This window comes from Ancylothrix sp. D3o (assembly GCF_025370775.1).
Taxonomy (GTDB): domain Bacteria; phylum Cyanobacteriota; class Cyanobacteriia; order Cyanobacteriales; family Oscillatoriaceae; genus Ancylothrix.
This window is the reverse complement of the sequence record NZ_JAMXEX010000005.1, coordinates 195,810-213,176: the sequence shown is the minus strand read 5'-3', so window position 1 is coordinate 213,176 and position 17,367 is coordinate 195,810. Positions and strand designations below refer to the sequence as shown.

At 43.1% G+C, this 17,367-nt stretch carries 14 protein-coding genes; 8 read left to right on the top strand and 6 right to left on the bottom strand.

The features are described from left to right. Positions 1 to 262: 262 nt before the first annotated feature. Both NG798_RS12165 and NG798_RS12160 read right to left on the bottom strand, forming a co-directional pair. Positions 263 to 1,528: a PAS domain-containing protein gene (locus tag NG798_RS12165; RefSeq protein ID WP_261222888.1), complete on the bottom strand. Its 1,266-nt coding sequence runs from the start codon at positions 1,526 to 1,528 to the stop codon at positions 263 to 265. 105 nt (positions 1,529 to 1,633) lie between these two features. Then, on the bottom strand, positions 1,634 to 6,817 hold the full coding sequence (locus NG798_RS12160; RefSeq protein WP_261222886.1) for an AAA family ATPase: 5,184 nt from the start codon (positions 6,815 to 6,817) through the stop codon (positions 1,634 to 1,636). Positions 6,818 to 7,254: 437 nt separating this feature from the next. Between NG798_RS12160 and NG798_RS12155 the strand changes: the two genes are divergently transcribed. The 7 genes from NG798_RS12155 (at position 7,255) to NG798_RS12125 (ending at position 13,661) form a co-directional block, all read left to right on the top strand. Next, positions 7,255 to 8,949, top strand: coding sequence for an alpha/beta hydrolase (locus tag NG798_RS12155; RefSeq protein ID WP_261222884.1), 1,695 nt, complete (start codon positions 7,255 to 7,257; stop codon positions 8,947 to 8,949). A 131-nt stretch (positions 8,950 to 9,080) separates the two neighbouring features. Then, complete coding sequence (gene truB / locus NG798_RS12150; RefSeq protein ID WP_261222883.1) at positions 9,081 to 9,977, top strand: tRNA pseudouridine(55) synthase TruB; 897 nt, start codon at positions 9,081 to 9,083, stop codon at positions 9,975 to 9,977. Positions 9,978 to 10,071: 94 nt separating this feature from the next. Further along, positions 10,072 to 12,006, top strand: coding sequence for a S9 family peptidase (locus NG798_RS12145; protein ID WP_261222882.1), 1,935 nt, complete (start codon positions 10,072 to 10,074; stop codon positions 12,004 to 12,006). 238 nt (positions 12,007 to 12,244) lie between these two features. Further along, positions 12,245 to 12,505, top strand: a complete 261-nt coding sequence (locus NG798_RS12140; protein WP_261222881.1) for a Nif11-like leader peptide family natural product precursor — start codon at positions 12,245 to 12,247, stop codon at positions 12,503 to 12,505. Positions 12,506 to 12,613: 108 nt separating this feature from the next. Beyond that, positions 12,614 to 13,198 (top strand): rhomboid family intramembrane serine protease, encoded by a 585-nt coding sequence (locus NG798_RS12135; protein ID WP_261222879.1) that lies wholly within the window; start codon positions 12,614 to 12,616, stop codon positions 13,196 to 13,198. Positions 13,199 to 13,218: 20 nt separating this feature from the next. Continuing rightward, positions 13,219 to 13,377 carry a hypothetical protein gene (locus NG798_RS12130; RefSeq protein ID WP_261222877.1) on the top strand — a complete coding sequence of 53 codons (159 nt, stop codon included), beginning with the start codon at positions 13,219 to 13,221 and terminating at the stop codon, positions 13,375 to 13,377. 14 nt (positions 13,378 to 13,391) lie between these two features. Next, positions 13,392 to 13,661, top strand: a complete 270-nt coding sequence (locus NG798_RS12125) for a TIGR02450 family Trp-rich protein (protein WP_261222875.1) — start codon at positions 13,392 to 13,394, stop codon at positions 13,659 to 13,661. Here the strand turns inward: NG798_RS12125 and NG798_RS12120 are convergent. The 4 genes from NG798_RS12120 to NG798_RS12105 form a co-directional block, all read right to left on the bottom strand. Then, a complete protein-coding gene (locus tag NG798_RS12120; protein WP_261222873.1) occupies positions 13,658 to 14,080 on the bottom strand; it encodes a putative toxin-antitoxin system toxin component, PIN family in 423 nt (140 codons plus the stop codon). The genes NG798_RS12125 and NG798_RS12120 overlap by 4 nt on opposite strands. Continuing rightward, the gene (locus NG798_RS12115; protein ID WP_261222871.1) at positions 14,077 to 14,358 is read right to left on the bottom strand and encodes a hypothetical protein; all 282 of its coding nucleotides are present in this window, start codon (positions 14,356 to 14,358) and stop codon (positions 14,077 to 14,079) included. The genes NG798_RS12120 and NG798_RS12115 overlap by 4 nt, the downstream gene beginning before the upstream one ends. Positions 14,359 to 14,504: 146 nt before the next feature. Then, entirely contained in the window at positions 14,505 to 14,927 is a 423-nt protein-coding gene (locus NG798_RS12110; RefSeq protein WP_261222870.1) for a putative toxin-antitoxin system toxin component, PIN family, read from the bottom strand. Next, complete coding sequence (locus tag NG798_RS12105) at positions 14,924 to 15,205, bottom strand: hypothetical protein (protein WP_261222868.1); 282 nt, start codon at positions 15,203 to 15,205, stop codon at positions 14,924 to 14,926. The genes NG798_RS12110 and NG798_RS12105 overlap by 4 nt, the downstream gene beginning before the upstream one ends. Before the next feature lie 156 nt (positions 15,206 to 15,361). Between NG798_RS12105 and acs the strand changes: the two genes are divergently transcribed. Further along, on the top strand, positions 15,362 to 17,332 hold the full coding sequence (acs, locus tag NG798_RS12100; RefSeq protein ID WP_261222866.1) for an acetate--CoA ligase: 1,971 nt from the start codon (positions 15,362 to 15,364) through the stop codon (positions 17,330 to 17,332). The last annotated feature ends 35 nt before the right edge of the window (positions 17,333 to 17,367 follow it).

Here is a 17,367-nt window from a genome sequence, read left to right as displayed (position 1 = left end):
GAGAAACGTGATTAGCAATTGGCTTCATAATTGCTAGGGTTTTTTATCGAACTGCGTACAGGAAAAACCCGACTTTATAGAGTAGTTTAAAGACCGGACGCACTCTAGTTAATGGCACTGAAAACGGCTATATTTGATGTTTGAAAAGCAAATTTGCAGCAGCCAATCTCTAGGCTTAGGCTGATATTGATGTTTCCAAAGCGTTAAAAATGTCTGTGTTGAATGAAAATTTAAACGAGGTAAACAAATTTTGTCGCTCTTTTTAAGGGTAGTTGCTTTTGCTAATGTCGCTGGCAATTATTAAACAGCCGATGATGTTTTCTTGCAGGTCGCGCAAGGCGCTAACCGAAAGCAATACCGGCACTTTTGTTTGATTTGGGCGTAGATAAGTCCATTCGCGTTTTATGGGGTGATTGATGCGGAGTTGGTGGCAAAATAATTCGCCTAATATTTCGCTTTTTATTTCTAAGTTTTTTGATGATTCCGTGATGTAGGTGCTGACTTCTTGGGGGTCGTGAAAAAGGGTGAGAGCGTTTTGACCTATCACTTCTTCGGCACTGTATCCAAGGAGATTTTCGGCGGCTTTATTAAAGGTTATTATTTCGCCATCAAGGGTATAGGAAATAATGGCATAGCCGGCGCTTGCTAAAATGGCTTGTTGTAGTGATAGGGTAGATTTTAGGGTTTCTTCGGTTTGTTTGCGGAGCTTAATTTCTTTTTCGAGTTCTTGGTTGGCGGTTTCTAAAAGTTGACTGCGTTCCTGTAATTGTTTGTTGAGTTGTTGAATTTCCCTTTCGGCTTGTTTTCGAGATGTAATTTCATGGGTGACGAAGACTTGAACAGTTTTGCCATTGGTTTCGACTTGCGAACAAGATAGGGAAACGGGAAACTCTGTTTTGTCTTTGCGCTTGTGGTTATATTCACCTCGTTCTTGTAATATGCCGGTGGTGCAAGGTAGGTTTTTTTCGATAGCGTTGCAGGGAGATTCTGCCCATAATAGTTTGCTGGTTTGGCCGATTATTTCTTCGATTTGATAGCCATAGGTTTCTGTAAATGCTTGATTGACAAAAATAATTTGGTCGTCTTCGCAGTTAATAATATATACGCTTTCTCTAATTTTGATCATGGCTTCAGATAGCAAGGCTGATGTTACCTCAGCTTTCCATCTTTGGAGGGTGTTTTCGATGGTGAGGGGTAAAATTTTGAGGTGGTTTTGTTCGGTGTCTTTGAGGAGGTAATTGTAAGCGCCGAGTTGCAGGGCTTGAATGGCAATTTCTTCGTTACCGCCGCCGGTGATCATTATGACGGGGGCGTTTATTTTTAAGCTTAATATTTCGAGGCCGGTGCCGTCTCCGAGTTGGTGATCCGTGAGAATTATGTCAAATTTTTGTTGGGCTAAGATTTGTTTTGCTTCGCTGACTGAACTAGCGATGGTGTAGTCGTAGGGAAGTTTTTTTTCTTTGACGACTCGTTTAAAGATAAGTTGGTCTATTTTGCTATCTTCTATGACTAATACTTTATATTGCATCGCCGTGATTTAAGATTGGGAATGGGTAATTTTGTTTTGAGCTTTTTGCTGAGACTAGGGGTGATTATAACAGGTAGGATGAAAGTTGTATTTTCAGGGTGGCCGTTATTTTGCTAGGGTAAAGAAGAAGGTAGAACCGGCGCCTGGTTGAGACTCTACCCAGATTTTTCCGCTGTAGAGGTCGATAATTTTTTTGACGGTGGCAAGTCCGATGCCGGTGCTGTCTGGTTGGGGTGTGGTGTTGACAGTTTGGAAGGGTTTAAAGATGCGGTCAAAGTGTTTTGATTCGATACCAATGCCGTTATCTGTGATGCTGAATTGCCAGAATTTTTCTGTTTCTGTGCAAGCAATAAGGATTTTTCCTTGAGGTTTGTTGTGGTATTTGATGGCGTTGCTGATTAGGTTTTGAAAAATTTGCTGCATTTGGATAGGGTCACAAAGTAGGGTGGGAAGTGGGGTTATAATGGTAATGGAAATATGGGCGGGGGGTCTTAAACTTTGAATTACTCCGCTGACAATTTCGGTTAAGTTTATTTCTATGTTTTCGCTTTTGTTTTTGCCAAGGCGGGAGTATTGAAGGATGCCGGTTATGAGGTTTTGGGCTCGTTTGACTTGTTCGTTTAAAAAGTCTAATTGTTCGCGTCCATCGTCGTCGAGTTGGTCGTTGTAGTCGGTTTTTAACCATTGAGCGATGGTAGAAATTGAGCGGAGGGGTGCTTTGAGATCGTGGGAAACGACGTGAGCAAAATCGCTTAAATCTTGGTTGGCTCTTTGTAATTGTTGGGTTCTTTCTGTTACTTTTTCTTCAAGGGTGCGGGAGTATTCTTCTAGTTGAGATTTGGCTTCTGAAAGGTTGCTATAAAGTTGGGCATTTTCGAGAGAAATGGCGATTTGAGTAGAGAGTAAGGTGAGGATTTCGATTCGTTTGGGTGTGAAAGCACTCAGAATATTGCTTTCGAGATAAAGGATATTTCTAAGTTGGCTTTGATGCAGCACCGGCATACATAAAATAGATTTCGGCTGGCGATTTTGAATGTAGGGATCTCTGCTGAAAATGTCGTGTTCTAATGCGTTGCTTAATACGACCGTTTGCGCGGTTCTTTCAACGTAATTAATCAGAGATAGGGGGAGATCCGAGTTGCGTTCTTGGCAGTGAGAATTAAGCACTTTATTAGGCTCAATTGAGTAGCTGGCTTTGACGATCCAGTTGTCGTTATTGGGAGAGAGGAGGAAGACTGTTTGAGCGCCGGCATTTTCTAAAACAATATTCATTAATTTGTCTAAAAGTTTGTCTAAAACAATTTCGCCGGCAATGGCTTGGGAGGCTTTGAGGACGGTGGATAAATCGAGTAGGTCTGAGATGCCGGTGGATGTGGCGGTGGCATTTATGGGGCCGTTTGTGTTAGAATAAGGCAGAGAGATTCGTTTCATAATTAAGTGGGAGTACCGGCTTTCTAAATCTTGTAGTTTAGCTTTTGCACCCCAACTTTGATAAGCTTTGTAAGCGTCGGTGAGATAAGTTTTTGCTATTTTTTCTCGCCCCAGGGTAAGGTAAAATTCGCCGGCAAGTTCACTCGCTAAAGCGACTTCTTGAATATATCCTTGGGTTTTTGCGCCTTGAATTGCTTGGTCGTAATACTCCATTGCTTCAAGTTTTTGCCCCAATACACGGGCTTTTTCTGCTTCTATAAGGTGATATTTATGTAAAAAGTTCATGGGGGCATAATGGGCTTTTTCCTGCATAATTGCTTGATTCGCTTCAATTTGATTGAGGAAGTCGTCAGGACAAGTTTGCAGCAAAAGCAGGGAGTGATAAAAGTTGTATTCGTGATCCATCATCATGCCGGCGACACCGCTGTAATAAATTGGGGCTTCGGCTGCGTGGACGGTGGCTTTGTCATATTCTTTGAATAGATAAGCCAAGATTAATTTAAACAAAAGAACACAAAACATTAAGGTTGCCCAACCGGCTTTTTTAACGGGGCTAAGCATAGTTTTTTCATCAAAACTGCTGCCGATGAGGTTTAATTTGTCGGGTGCTTGATCGAGTAAGTTGAGGACAATTTGATGGGCTATTTTGATATAAAAATTGCCTAAAGGTTGTTTATAGTTTTCCACTAATTCGGCATAGACAGCGGCTTTTTGATTGACTATTTCCAAGTTTTCGCCGCTAAAAAATAGGTAGATAACATATTCCGCACATCCATAGCCAATATATTCTGGATTGCCGATTTCTTGGGCGCTTTCGATGGCCATTTGCATATAGTCAACCGCCTCGCGGAGGTGATGTTTGCCGCTGTGTATGTGGCTGGCATAAACTTTTAAAACGTTACTTTTAAAAATTTTTTCGTTATATTTTTCGAGGACTTTTAAGGCAAGTTGTCCAAATTCGTATGCCAAGTCAATTTGCTTGAAAGCTCCGACTAAAAGCAATCCATAAATGATATAAGCATAGGAGGAAGGCCCACAATTTCCGTATTCAATAGATAGACTGGTTAAGGTCATCATCATGGGCATAAGAAGTTCGGGTTTAGCAATGTAAACCGGCCCCGGCATGGTGTTTAAGACTTCCATTGCTGCTTGTTTGTTGGGGTCGGTGATGGGGGGAAGGTTAATAAATTCAGCGATTTGATATTTTTCAAACTGTAATTTTTTTTGCAATTCTCCACAATATTCCTTGATGGTTTCGGGGTCGGTTGGAATGGGAATTCCGAGAATTTCTACGCTTTTTAAGGCCGTATCAATGGAAGCGGGCAAGTCGCCTTGACTGATATAAAATTGGATTTGGCGTTTATAGATTCTAACTTTGTCTAAAGCGGTTTGGGTTTTTTGAAGGGCAATATCAATGAGGGCTTTTGATTGTTGAAAGTTTGTGATTAGATATTCGGCTTCAATGGCGGTGTCGTAAAGGTCGAGGGTTAAGTCATATTGAGTTTGCCAACTATCGGTTGCGAGCAGTTTTAAACCTGTGTTTAAATAGATGGCTGCGCTTTGATAAGCGGTGGAGGAGATGGCTTTGCGACCGGCAATTAAGTTAAGATGGGCAAGTTGATTTTTTTCGGCTTGCGATTGAATTAAGTCTACGCCGTAGTTAAGTTGATTGACTAATTCAAAAATGTTTTCTTTTTGTTCTTCGTTTGTGAGGCTTTGCAGTAATAAACGGCCTATTTTTAGGTGGGTTGATTGTTTTTCTGATTCGGGAATGAGGCTGTAGGCTGCTTGTTGAACGCGGTCATGCAAAAATTTATAAGTTACTCGTGTATCAAATTCAAAGGCGGCGGCGGTGTCTTCGCCTACAACAAGGGGTATTTTGTAGCTTTTGCTGAGGGGCAAAATTAGTTCTTCTTGGAGGGCCGGCCACAGGTCTGAGGCGGTTTCTATAAATATTTTTTCATAAATAACTGAAAGGGTTTGCAAATCAAATTTGTTGCCAATACAAGCGGCCAATTTAAGTAATTTTTGCGTTGTTTGGGGGAGTTTTTGAATTTTACCTATCATTAAATCAACGACGTTATCGGTGACTCCCACTGCTTGAATTTGTTGGATATCCCATTGCCAAGTTTGCTGGGAATAATCAAAGGTAATGAGGCTTTCTTGATAAAGTGAATGAAGAAGTTGTGTGAAGAAAAACGGGTTGCCATTTGTTTTGTTAAAAATTAAATCCACAAGCGGTTGAATTTGGGGGGGATGGTTGAGGGTATCGGCTATTAATTGGCTGATGTTCTGGGGTTTTAAAGGAGTGAGGGTGATGTTTTTGACGGGGGTGCCGGTTTGTTTAATTGCTTCTAATGTTTGCATGAGGGGATGGGAGGAATTGACTTCGTTATCTCGATAGGCTCCCAACATCAAAAAATAGGGGTTTTTGGCACCGGCCAGGGCAGTTTGAATGAGTTTTAAGGAAGCGCTATCGGCCCATTGTAAGTCATCTAAAAATAATACTAAAGGGTGTTCTTCGCGGGCAAATACTCTCATAAATTCCTGAAAAACGCGATGAAATCGATTTTGCGATTCCGCCGGCCCCAGTATTGGCACTTCTGGTTGTTTGCCAATAATTAATTCTACTTCGGGTATGACTTCAATAATAACTTGTCCGTTATTGCCAAGAGCTAGGAGGATTCTTTCTTTCCAAATTTTGAGTTTTTCCGCGCTTTCTGCTAACAATTGCTGCATTAAGTTTTGGAAGGCTTGGATCAAGGAATCGTAGGGAATATCTCGCTTGAATTGATCAAATTTACCCGCAATAAAATAGCCCCGCTGTCCGACAATTGGTTTGTGTATTTCGTTGACTAAGGCAGATTTGCCAATGCCAGAATATCCGCTGATTAAAAGCGTTTCACCGGCCCCCTGACAAACTCTTTGAAATGCTGCTATTAATTCGGCGACTTCTGCTTCTCTTCCGTAGAGTTTTTGAGGAATTAAAAGCTGTCCTGATGCGTCTTCTCTACCCAGGGGAAAGTTCTCAATTTTTTTGGCTAATTGCAGTTGGGCAAGGCATTTTTCTAAATCTGCTTTTATTCCCGATGCTGTTTGATATCGGTCTTCGGGATTTTTTTCTAACAGTTTCATTATTATTTCAGAAATAACATCGGGAATTTCTGGGTTTAATAGGTGGGGAGGTTTGGGGGTGATGGCGATGTGACAATGTATTAATTCGAGGGGATCGTTGCCGTGAAATGGCAGTTGGCCGGTGAGCATTTCATAAAATGTTACACCCAGGGAATAAAGGTCTGTGCGATAATCGATTGGCCGGTTCATTCGACCTGTTTGTTCAGGAGAAATATAGCCAATTGTTCCTTCTAAAAAATTAGTATTGCTCAGAAGAGGATTTTCTTTAGAAAGCCGGCAAGCAATGCCAAGATCGGTTATTTTCAAGAGAAATGTATCAGGATTTAAAATAATGTTTTTTGGCGAGATGTCTTTGTGAATAATGTGGTTTAAATGCAGTCCCGAAAGCGCTTCCGTAATTTGAATGGAGATTTTTAAAAAATCTTGTAAAGTGATTTTTTGGTGTTTTAAATAACTTTTCAGCGAACTTCCCCCAATATCTTCTAAAACCAAACCTAACCGGCTATCAAAAGTTTCTAAAGCATAGGCTTTGATTACTCCTGCTAGGTTAAGTTGGCTGAGAATTTGATATTCTTGCTTAAGTCGGCTTGTTTCTTCGAGAGTCGGAAACTCGCTGTTAATAATTTTGCAAATAACTGGTTGCCGATTTGGTTGTTTGTAGCCGCGATAAACCAGGGTTTTTGCCGTTTCGTGGAGTAATTCGCTAATGCTGTAGGCTGACATACTCTTAACCCCTTCTAAATGTTTATAAAAGTGTTGAAATTTTTTCTACCAGAAACTAAAATTAAAATATCTGTTTATCTAATTTTAGCAAATTAAGGTAAAAAATTCAAGAAGAGGGTCTTTAAATTTTCTTTAAAAAGGGGAGCGTCTGGTTGTTTGAGGCATAGTTGCGGGGGCAAAAAAGCAGAGGTTTAGGACAAAAGAAGAAAAGAACAGTTGGCAACCAGGGGAAAAACCAGAGATAATCAATAAAAAACTACCTTCCACCACCTCTTCCCCAACCCCCTCCCCAGGTAAGGGAGGGGCAGAAGATTATTCCCTCGCCACGCAAGGGGAAGGCTAGGAGGAGGTTCTTGAATGTTAAATTTTTAGAAGAGGTTTTAAAGATGAACTGCTCTAATTCTGTTTTATCAAAGCTGAAAAAATACCCTCTCACTATGACAAAAAACACACCAAACGTCCTTTACTTTTTATTATTGGCATTTAATTTGCTGATGCCGGCTCAAACTTTGGCAGCAGAACGAATTTTTGCCAATTATGCTGTCGTTGAGCGTTCCATTTCTGTAGCCTCCTTGGAAGCCTATGCTAAACAAGGAATTCTCGATGAAGACTTAGCCGTTTATGCTCAGTATGCAACACCAGAACAGCTTGAACAATTGCGAAATATATTGCTTTTGCGAGCCGATGTTAACCCAGTTATTATTTCCCAATTTCTTTATACCCCTCAAGGAGAAATAGCCCTGCAAAGATTAGGGGAAGTGATTAAAACAGGGACGCGACAACCGGGTTTATATGCAATTCGCGCTGCTTTAATTTTAGCTGCTTCTGATTCAGAAGGTTTAACGCTTTTAAATTTCTTGAAAAAATTTCCTACCGAAGGCATCCGCATTGACTTAACCCGCGCTTCCCAAATTGCAAGAGAACTGCAACAAATCGTTAATCAAACCAATCAAGCAACGGCTTTAATTAACCGGCTTTCCACAGCCGAAGCAGCGGCGAATCCCTTTTTGCCATTGACAGCTATTTCATCTACCGATCTAGCGGCTGCCAAAAATTTGCCCCTTGACTTATCCAAACAGGGGCCGGTGAATTGGACAACTCAATCAATTAATATCAGCGTCCAAAATCGTACCACACCAACAGCCCAGGGAAATCGAGTTTTTCCCGTCGATCTTTATATCCCTCAAGGCTTAAATCAACCGGCCCCCGTGATTGTCATTTCGCATGGTTTAGGTTCTGCCAGAAAGACATTTCAATACTTAGCAGAACATCTGGCATCTTATGGTTTTTTTGTTGCAGTTCCCCAACACCCCGGTAGCGATGTCGATCAATTACAAGCCTTAATTAATGGTACCGCTTCTGAGGTAGCAGAACCCACCGAATTTTTAGACCGGCCCCTTGATATTAAATACTTACTCGACAGCCTCACCAGCTTAGAAAAAACCGATTTCAGCCTCACCGGCAAACTAAACTTACAGCAAGTTGGTGTGGTGGGGCAATCTTTTGGAGGTTATACTGCCTTAGCTTTAGCCGGTGCACCGATAGATTTTCAAGAACTACAAAAAGACTGCGAACTTCCTAACGAAAGCTGGAATATTTCTTTACTGTTGCAATGTCGCGCCCAAATATTGCCCCCCGCCGAGTATTCGCTGAATGATTCCCGAATTAAAGCTATTATTGCTATCAACCCCATTAATAGCAGTGTTTTGGGACAAAAAAGCATAGAACAAATCAAAGTGCCGGTGATGTTAATTGCTGGCAGTGCCGATACCGCAGCCCCCGCTTTACCCGAACAAATCGAACCGTTTACCTGGTTAAAAACCATCAACAAATATTTAGTTTTAATTAACAACAGTACCCACTTTTCTACCCTAGCAGAAGCAGACTTACCAGGGGGGGGAGGAGTCGTCCCAATTCCCTCAGAAGTGATTGGCCCTTCCCCATCTTTAGCCCGTCGTTATGTGCAAGCTTTGGGTTTAGCTTTTTTTCAAACATATTTGGCAAATCGTGAAGAATATCGCCCCTATTTACAAGCCTCTTATGCCAAATTAATCAGCCGAGAACCTATGCCTTTAAGTCTGATTCAATCTCTGACAGCAGAACAGTTATTGCAAGCTTTTCAAGGGAGATAGCGAGAGAAAAATTATCAGCAAAAATTCTAAGAAAAAACCTAGGTTTTTCAAGAAAATAGGGTTGGAGTGAATGCTGAGATAAGCACAGTGCGATAAAATAGGAGAGTTGTTGCTTTTTTAAAATTGGGGCCGTGCAAGGATTTTTAAACTTAAACAAACCGCTACAAATGACTTCTCACGACTGTGTAGCCAAACTACGCCGGCTTTTACGCATCAAAAAAATTGGTCACGCCGGCACATTAGACCCCGCCGCCGTTGGTGTCTTGCCGGTCGCCATTGGCAAAGCAACCAGACTCTTACAATTTTTGCGCGATGATAAAGCCTACCGCGCTACAATTCGCCTGGGAGTGCAAACAACTACCGACGATCTCGAAGGAGAAATTATTTCCCAAATAGCGGTTAATAATTTAAGTTTAGAAACTATCCAAGACATTTTAAATCAGTCCTTTATAGGCAAAATCCAGCAAATTCCCCCCAACTACAGCGCGATTCAAATTGGCGGCAAACGTCTTTATGATTTAGCGCGAAAAGGAGAAGAAATAAACGTACCGGCCCGCGAAGTAAATATCTATAAAATTGAAATTTTAGACTGGAGACCGGCAGATTATCCAGAAATTGATATCAGCATTTCTTGTGGCCCTGGCACCTATATTAGATCCATTGCCCGCGACTTGGGAAGTGCCCTTAAAGTTGGCGGAACTCTTGCTCATTTAACTCGGACAGAAAGCAGCGGATTTGAGATAACAGAAAGTGTGACTTTTGAAAAAATAGAAGAATCACTCAATCAAGGAAATTTTCAACTAATTTCTCCCGCCAAAGTTCTCTCGCATTTAGCCGCCATTACCCTCGCAGAAACACCGGCCCGGCGTTGGTGCCAAGGTCAGAAAATTGTTGAATTTGAAGGCGAAAATAACAACTTTCCTGTACAGGTTTATAATGAAAATTCAACTTTGTTAGGGATTGGAAAAATTGAGGTGAGGGAAAATGGGCCGGTGTTAATTCCTGAAGTTGTACTGGAAGCTAATTAAATTAAATATTCCATAAAACAGAAAGATGGGTTTCGCATTCGCTCAACCCAGCCTACAATTTATAATAGAAAAGGAATCAAAAAAAGCTAAAAAAATGACTCAAGCAAAAATTGCCTCTTACGGTTCATGGAAATCTCCCATCACCAGCGATTTAATTGTTGGTGAAACCATCGGTTTAGGGGGAATTGCTGTGGAAGGTGAAAACCTTTACTGGATAGAAAACCGGCCAAAAGAAGGCGGGAGAAACGTCCTAGTTAAACGCACCCCCGACGGAACAACCACAGACCTCACCCCCGAAGGTTTTAACATTCGGAGTCGCGTTCACGAATACGGCGGCGGTGCTTGTTTAGTAGCAGAAGGAAACATCTTTTTTTCTAACTTTGCCGATGGCCGGCTTTATCAACAAACCAGCGATACTCAACCGCAACCCCTGACACCCGAAGGCGTAAACTTGCGGTATGCAGATGCAATTTTTGATAAGCAAAATAACCGCTTAATTTGCGTCCGCGAAGACCACAGCGCTAACAGTCACGAACCTGTTAATACAATTGTCAGCATAACATTAGACACCGAGAATAGTGGCAAAATATTAGTTTCTGGCGATGATTTTTATGCCTCAGCGCGTTTAAGTCCAGACGGAAAAAAACTGTGTTGGATAAGTTGGAATCATCCTAATTTACCTTGGGATGGAACCGAATTATGGGTAGCAGAAATTCTCCCTGATGGCAGTTTGGCAGAAAAACAATTGATTGCCGGTGGCCGCGAAGAGTCGATTTTTCAGCCAGAATGGTCGCCCGATGGAATTCTATATTTTGTGAGTGACCGTACCGGCTGGTGGAATTTGTATCGCTACGTTGACGAAAAAATAGAGCCTCTCTGCGAAATGGAAGCTGAGTTTGGCCGGCCTCAATGGATTTTTGGGATGCAAACTTATACTTTCATCGCGCCTCAGCAGCTTCTTTGTACCTATACAAAAAACGGCCTTTGGCATCTGGCAATTTTGGATACCGGCACAAAACAGTTACAGCCGGTTGATACAACCTATAGCGACATTACTGAGTTGGTGGTGGTAGGCAATACTGCCTTATTACTGGCCGGTTCAGCAGTGGAACCCACAGCCATCGTGCAGCTTGATTTCACATCCAACTCTATTAAAGTGTTGCGCCGTTCTAGTGAAGTTAATCTGGATTCTGGCTACTTATCCAAGCCGCAAGCCATAGAATTTCCAACCGAAAACGGCCTCACCGCTCATGCTTTCTTGTATTTACCACAAAACCGCGACTATCAAGCCCCAGATGGCGAAAAACCGCCGTTATTAGTCAAAAGTCATGGCGGGCCAACTTCAGCCGCCAGTAGTCGGTTCAGTTTAAGCATTCAATATTGGACAAGTCGCGGATTTGCATTTTTAGATGTCAATTATGGAGGTAGCACCGGCTACGGACGCAACTACCGCCGGCGGTTAGATGACGCTTGGGGGATTGTGGATGTCGATGATTGCGTCAATGCCGCTCGCTATGTAGCCCAACAAAATATAGTTGATAACAACCGGCTTGCCATTGCCGGCGGTAGTGCGGGAGGCTATACAACACTTTGCGCTCTCACTTTTTACAATGTCTTTAAGGCCGGTGCAAGTTACTATGGCATTGGTGACTTAGAAGCCCTTGCACGCGATACCCATAAGTTTGAAGCCCGTTATCTTGACCGGCTCATTGGCCCCTATCCCGACCGCCAAGATTTATACCAACAACGCTCACCTATCCATTATACAGACCGGCTTTCCTGCCCCGTAATTTTCTTTCAAGGGCTCGAAGATAAAGTCGTCCCCCCCAATCAAGCTGAAAGCATGGTAGAAGCTTTAAAAGCTAAAAAACTACCCGTTGCTTATGTACCTTTTGAAGGAGAACAACACGGGTTTCGCCGTGCAGAAAACATAAAACGCGCCTTGGATGGAGAATTTTATTTCTATTCACGGGTTTTTGGTTTTTTGCCGGCAGATAATATTGAGCCGGTAGAAATATTTAACTTGTAGACTTTGCTTGCTATCCGCTTTTTTAGATAGCAAAAATCCCCCCGTCACGGGGGGAAACGCCTAATCAATAAACCTTAAATTTTTGCCCTCCCTCTTTCCATTTCCCAACCCCACAAGCTATCTTATAAAGATAGCCCCGTCAGTAATTAGCCCAAATCCAGAAAAATTTTTCTTAAACTAGATTATAGGCCGGTTTAAAGGCAGTTAAGCAAAATTTTTCTGCTCGAAAAACCCAACAATGGCAATTAAAAAGGAGATTATCACCATGTCAACAGAAAGCGCCTATCAATTTTTATCCCAAGCAGCCCACGACCGAGAATTTCAGCAGAAATTTGAACAAGCGGCCAACGCTCAAGAGTTTATGCAAATTGCCGAAGCCTTGGGGTTTGACTTCACCCCCGAAGAATTAAAAGCCGTTGTCAAAGAAAACAGCGAAGGCGTAAAAGTTAGAAGGCAAACCGGCGTCTGGCGGTGGCTGCGGAGTGTCAAGTGGATTTAACCTTCTTTAAAAAAATCTCTCTTTCTGACCCTTTTTTGTAGCCGGAAACTTAAAATTTATATTACTCTGGGAGTACAACCTGTACGCACTACCCCCAGAGGTACATAGATGAGTAACGGTGAATTTAAGACAATGGTCGGTGAGTTTAAAACCCAAGCCCTTATTTTAGGCGGGTTAGTAGCTTGCTTTTGGATTATAGAAATTATCGACATCTTTTTTTATCGCGGCGCATTAAATAGTTACGGAATTATCCCACGCAGTCCTGTCGGGTTGCGTGGCATTTTGTTTGCACCTTTTCTGCACGGAAATTTTTTACACTTAGCCACCAACACCGGCCCGTTTTTAATCCTCGGTTGGCTGGTAATGCTGCAAGAAATCAGCTATTTTTTTGTAGTTTCTGCCATCACCATCCTCGTTAGTGGTTTAGGCGTTTGGTTATTTGGCGCACCTTATAGCGTTCATATTGGTGCCAGTGGCGTCATTTTTGGCTATCTGGGTTTTTTGCTATTTCGCGGCTATTTTCAGCGCAACTTTTCTTCAATTTTGTTATCATTAATTGTAGCCTTTTTTTACGGAGGATTGATTTGGGGCGTTTTACCTTCCATGCCCAGAGTTTCTTGGGAAGGACATTTATTTGGCTTCATAGGCGGCATTTTAGCAGCCCGCATTTTGCCCAAACGTAAGCGAGTTTAAATAAAAAAGAGGACGAAACTATGACAGAGGAACCTGTATTTAACGTTAACCAATCTTTGTTTCAAAAACTGTCCGAATGGCAAGAAAAGATGGAAGAAGTCAACAGCCAAGAAGCCGAAGAAACACAAGAACCAATGCCCACAGAAACCGAAACCGAAGACCCACCAACAGAAACTTAAAGGAGTAAGCACCAATGCCAAAAAAGCAAAAATTTCCGCATTTAGTCGGTTCAAAATGGACAGCAAAACAAAAAACTTGGGGATGGCGGCATTTTCAAGTTGTCAACCGCAAAAATGAGGGGGAATGGGTATTTGCGGAAATGGTTGCTTCTTGTGATGAAAATGTGCGTTTTTGGTTAAATGCCAAATCTTTAAAAGACCGAGCGCAATGGATGGCCGGTTGGCAAACTTTGCAAGAAATGAACGAAATTGAAGAGGAAGATGTGCAATTATTGGAATGTTAAACCGGCCTAAAATAGCGGTCGATTAAATCCTGTGGGGTGAGAATAGCGATATTTTGAAATTCAATAAGCGTGAGTAAATCAAGATCGCCGGTGACAATAACTTCCACCCCCGCAGCCACCCCCGCAGCCAATATTTTCACATCATCTTGATCCCGCAATTGGGGAACCTCTACCAAAGTTGTCGGACACATTTGCACCAAGTATTCTACCACCTCCATCAAATCATCTACCGTTAAATTTAAAGCCATAATTTTAGAAGCAAACTTCGGGCGAACTAACCTTGTTTTAAGTTCATACAAAAGCGGTTCCGAAGCAAAAACAGTAATTTGCTGATTTTGAGCCAAAAATAAAATCTGACTCGGAATTCCTCGCCAAAGTAAGCCAGAAATCCAGACATTTACATCCAGTACAACTCTCATAGATTCTGAGTTTTTTCTTCGCGTCGTGCTTGCTTAACTATCTGGCTAATTTCTTCGAGAGTCGGCTGATTGGGATCGGGTTCTAATGCGTCGATACGCCAGTATAATTCATCCAAAGTCAACCGCTTTTTAATTTTTTTCAAAACAATTTCATCATCGCTGAGGGAAACTTCATACTCCGTTAAAGGATTAAGCCGCTGTTGCAATTCTTCGGGCAATTCTAATTTTCTATCAGCCGTTACTTTAGCAATGCCGGTTTCCATAAAATTAAACCCCATATTTCAATCAAATATAACTACAATATTAACACAAACCAACCCAACCCCCACAGCCGGCCCCTACCCCAGAGAACTTTAAAAAACTTCAAATATTTTTGTCGCCAAACGTGCAAAATTGAAGAGTAAAAAGGGCAATTATTGGAATGTTAAGCCGGCCTAAAATAGCAGTCTAGGAAACGATGCGGGGTGAGAATAGCGATATTTTGAAATTCAATAAGCGTGAGTAAATCAAGATCGCCGGTGACAATAACTTCCACCCCCGCAGCCACCCCCGCAGCCAATATTTTCGCATCATCTTGATCCCGCAATTGGGGAACCTCCACCAAAATTGTCGGACACATTTGAGAAAGAGCCTTTGTTACAAACAGCAAAGACTCCACAGTATAGCCTCGCTGTTCTATTCGTTGCTGAAATTTGGAGCGCCTCAAGGTAGTTTCTAACTCAATCAACAAAGGTTCAGAAACAAATATAGTGATTTGTTGATTTCGTGCTAAAGCAAATATTCGAGCCGGCACACCCCCCCACAGCAAAGCAGAAACCCACACATTAACATCTAAAACAACTTTCATTTTTTAGACCATAAATCCTTTCTCACTTCTTTGACAATTTGACTAATTTCTTCTAAACTCGGTTGATCGGGATCAAGTTCAAGTTGCTCAAGTTCCAGCAGAAATTTATCTAAATCTACCACAGGTTTTTCAATTTTTTTCAAAACAATTTCATCATCGCTGAGGGAAACTTCATACTCCGTTAAAGGATTAAGTTTCTGCTGCAATTCTTCGGGCAACTCTAATTTTCTATCAGCCGTTACTTTAGCGATGCCGGTTTCCATAAAATTAAACCCCATATTTTAAACAAAAATATAACTACAATGTTAACACAAACCAACCCAACCCCCACAGCCGGCCCCAACCCCAGAGAACTTTAAAAAACTTCAAATATTTTTGTCGCAAAAGGTGCAAAAAATAGTAAAAAGAGAAACCGCAGATCCAAAAAAACAAAAATGTCACAACCGACAATAGAATCAATCCTCCAAGAAAAACGGCACTTCGATCCCAGCCCCGAATTCTCAGCAAACGCCCACATCAAAAGCCTAGAACAATACCAAGAACTCTACAACCGAGCCAAAGCCGACCCCCAAGCCTTTTGGGCAGAACTCGCCGAAAAAGAACTACACTGGTTTAAACCTTGGGAAAGCGTCCTCGACTGGGAAAACCCACCCTTCGCCAAATGGTTCACCGGCGGCCAAACCAACATATCCTACAACTGCCTCGACCGGCACCTCACCACTTGGCGCAAAAACAAAGCCGCCCTCATCTGGGAAGGCGAACCCGGAGACTCGCGCACCCTCACCTACGCCCAACTGCACCGCGAAGTCTGCCAGTTTGCCAACGTCCTCAAACAACTCGGCATCAAAAAAGGAGATCGCGTCGGGATCTATATGCCGATGATCCCCGAAGCCGCCATTGCCATGCTGGCTTGTGCCCGCATTGGAGCTCCCCACAGCGTTGTTTTTGGCGGTTTCAGCGCGGAAGCCTTGCGGGATCGCCTCATTGACGGAGAAGCCAAACTCGTCGTCACCGCAGACGGCGGCTGGCGCAAAGATGCCACCGTTCCCCTCAAAGAGCAAGTGGATAAAGCCCTTTCCGAAGGCGTTCCCAGCGTCAAAGATGTACTCGTGGTCAAACGCACCGGCCAGCAAGTCCACATGGAACCCGGACGCGACCATTGGTGGCACGACTTGCAGCAAGGCGTCTCTGGCGACTGCCCCGCTGAACCAATGGACAGCGAAGATTTGCTGTTTATACTTTATACTTCTGGGAGCACCGGCAAACCCAAAGGCGTTGTCCATACCACCGCTGGGTATAATTTATATACTCACATCACGACCAAGTGGATTTTTGACCTCCAAGATACGGATGTTTACTGGTGTACAGCCGATGTGGGTTGGATCACAGGCCACAGCTACATTATATATGGCCCTCTCTCCAACGGTGCCACCACCGTCATGTATGAAGGTGCACCGCGAGCCTCAAACCCTGGCTGTTTCTGGGATGTAATTGAAAAATACGGCGTGACGGTTTTCTATACTGCTCCGACCGCCATCCGTGCTTTTATCAAAATGGGTGAGCATCACCCGAATAAGCGCAATTTATCTTCGTTACGCTTGCTGGGTACGGTTGGTGAACCGATTAACCCGGAGGCTTGGATGTGGTACCATCGGATTATCGGTGGTGAGCGCTGTCCGATTGTTGATACATGGTGGCAAACGGAAACCGGGGGTATTATGATTACCCCATTGCCGGGGGCTATTCCTACGAAACCAGGTTCGGCGACGCTTCCTTTCCCTGGTATTTTGGCGGAAGTGGTGGATCTTGATGGCAACCCAGCGGGTGACAATGAAGGCGGGTATTTAGCAATTAAGCATCCTTGGCCGGGGATGATGCGGACTGTTTATGGAGATGCGGATCGTTTCCGTCGCACTTATTGGGAACATATTGCGCCGAAGGATGGGCAGTATTTATACTTTGCCGGTGATGGGGCACGGCGCGATGAGGATGGTTATTTCTGGGTGATGGGCCGTGTGGATGATGTGATTAACGTGGCCGGTCATCGTCTGGGGACGATGGAAATTGAGTCTGCTTTGGTTTCTCACCCGTCGGTTGCTGAGGCGGCTGTGGTGGGCAAACCGGATGACCTCAAGGGTGAGGAAATTGTAGCGTTTGTTACGTTGGAAGGCAACGCGACGGCTAGTGAGGAGTTGAATAAGCTACTTAAGCAGCACGTTGTGAGTGAGATTGGGGCGATAGCTCGTCCGGGTGAAATTCGCTTTACGGAGGCGTTGCCAAAAACTCGCTCTGGTAAGATTATGCGCCGGCTTTTGCGGAGTCTGGCTGCTGGTCAAGAGGTGGCCGGTGATACTTCTACTCTCGAAGATCGCAGCGTTTTAGATAAGTTACGCGAAGGCGCTTAAGGAAATCAGCAGGTTGGGTTAATTAATCTAACCTG

What these genes read in the sequence shown, in the direction of transcription:
- NG798_RS12160 (WP_261222886.1), bottom strand. Translation starts at nt 6,817, where the DNA reads ATGTCAGCCTACAGCATTAGCGAATTACTCCACGAAACGGCAAAAACC.
- NG798_RS12165 (WP_261222888.1), bottom strand. Translation starts at nt 1,528, where the DNA reads ATGCAATATAAAGTATTAGTCATAGAAGATAGCAAAATAGACCAACTT.
- NG798_RS12155 (WP_261222884.1), top strand. Translation starts at nt 7,255, where the DNA reads ATGACAAAAAACACACCAAACGTCCTTTACTTTTTATTATTGGCATTT.
- NG798_RS12110 (WP_261222870.1), bottom strand. Translation starts at nt 14,927, where the DNA reads ATGAAAGTTGTTTTAGATGTTAATGTGTGGGTTTCTGCTTTGCTGTGG.
- NG798_RS12125 (WP_261222875.1), top strand. Translation starts at nt 13,392, where the DNA reads ATGCCAAAAAAGCAAAAATTTCCGCATTTAGTCGGTTCAAAATGGACA.
- NG798_RS12115 (WP_261222871.1), bottom strand. Translation starts at nt 14,358, where the DNA reads ATGGGGTTTAATTTTATGGAAACCGGCATTGCTAAAGTAACGGCTGAT.
- NG798_RS12145 (WP_261222882.1), top strand. Translation starts at nt 10,072, where the DNA reads ATGACTCAAGCAAAAATTGCCTCTTACGGTTCATGGAAATCTCCCATC.
- NG798_RS12105 (WP_261222868.1), bottom strand. Translation starts at nt 15,205, where the DNA reads ATGGGGTTTAATTTTATGGAAACCGGCATCGCTAAAGTAACGGCTGAT.
- NG798_RS12130 (WP_261222877.1), top strand. Translation starts at nt 13,219, where the DNA reads ATGACAGAGGAACCTGTATTTAACGTTAACCAATCTTTGTTTCAAAAA.
- NG798_RS12140 (WP_261222881.1), top strand. Translation starts at nt 12,245, where the DNA reads ATGGCAATTAAAAAGGAGATTATCACCATGTCAACAGAAAGCGCCTAT.
- acs (WP_261222866.1), top strand. Translation starts at nt 15,362, where the DNA reads ATGTCACAACCGACAATAGAATCAATCCTCCAAGAAAAACGGCACTTC.
- NG798_RS12120 (WP_261222873.1), bottom strand. Translation starts at nt 14,080, where the DNA reads ATGAGAGTTGTACTGGATGTAAATGTCTGGATTTCTGGCTTACTTTGG.
- NG798_RS12135 (WP_261222879.1), top strand. Translation starts at nt 12,614, where the DNA reads ATGAGTAACGGTGAATTTAAGACAATGGTCGGTGAGTTTAAAACCCAA.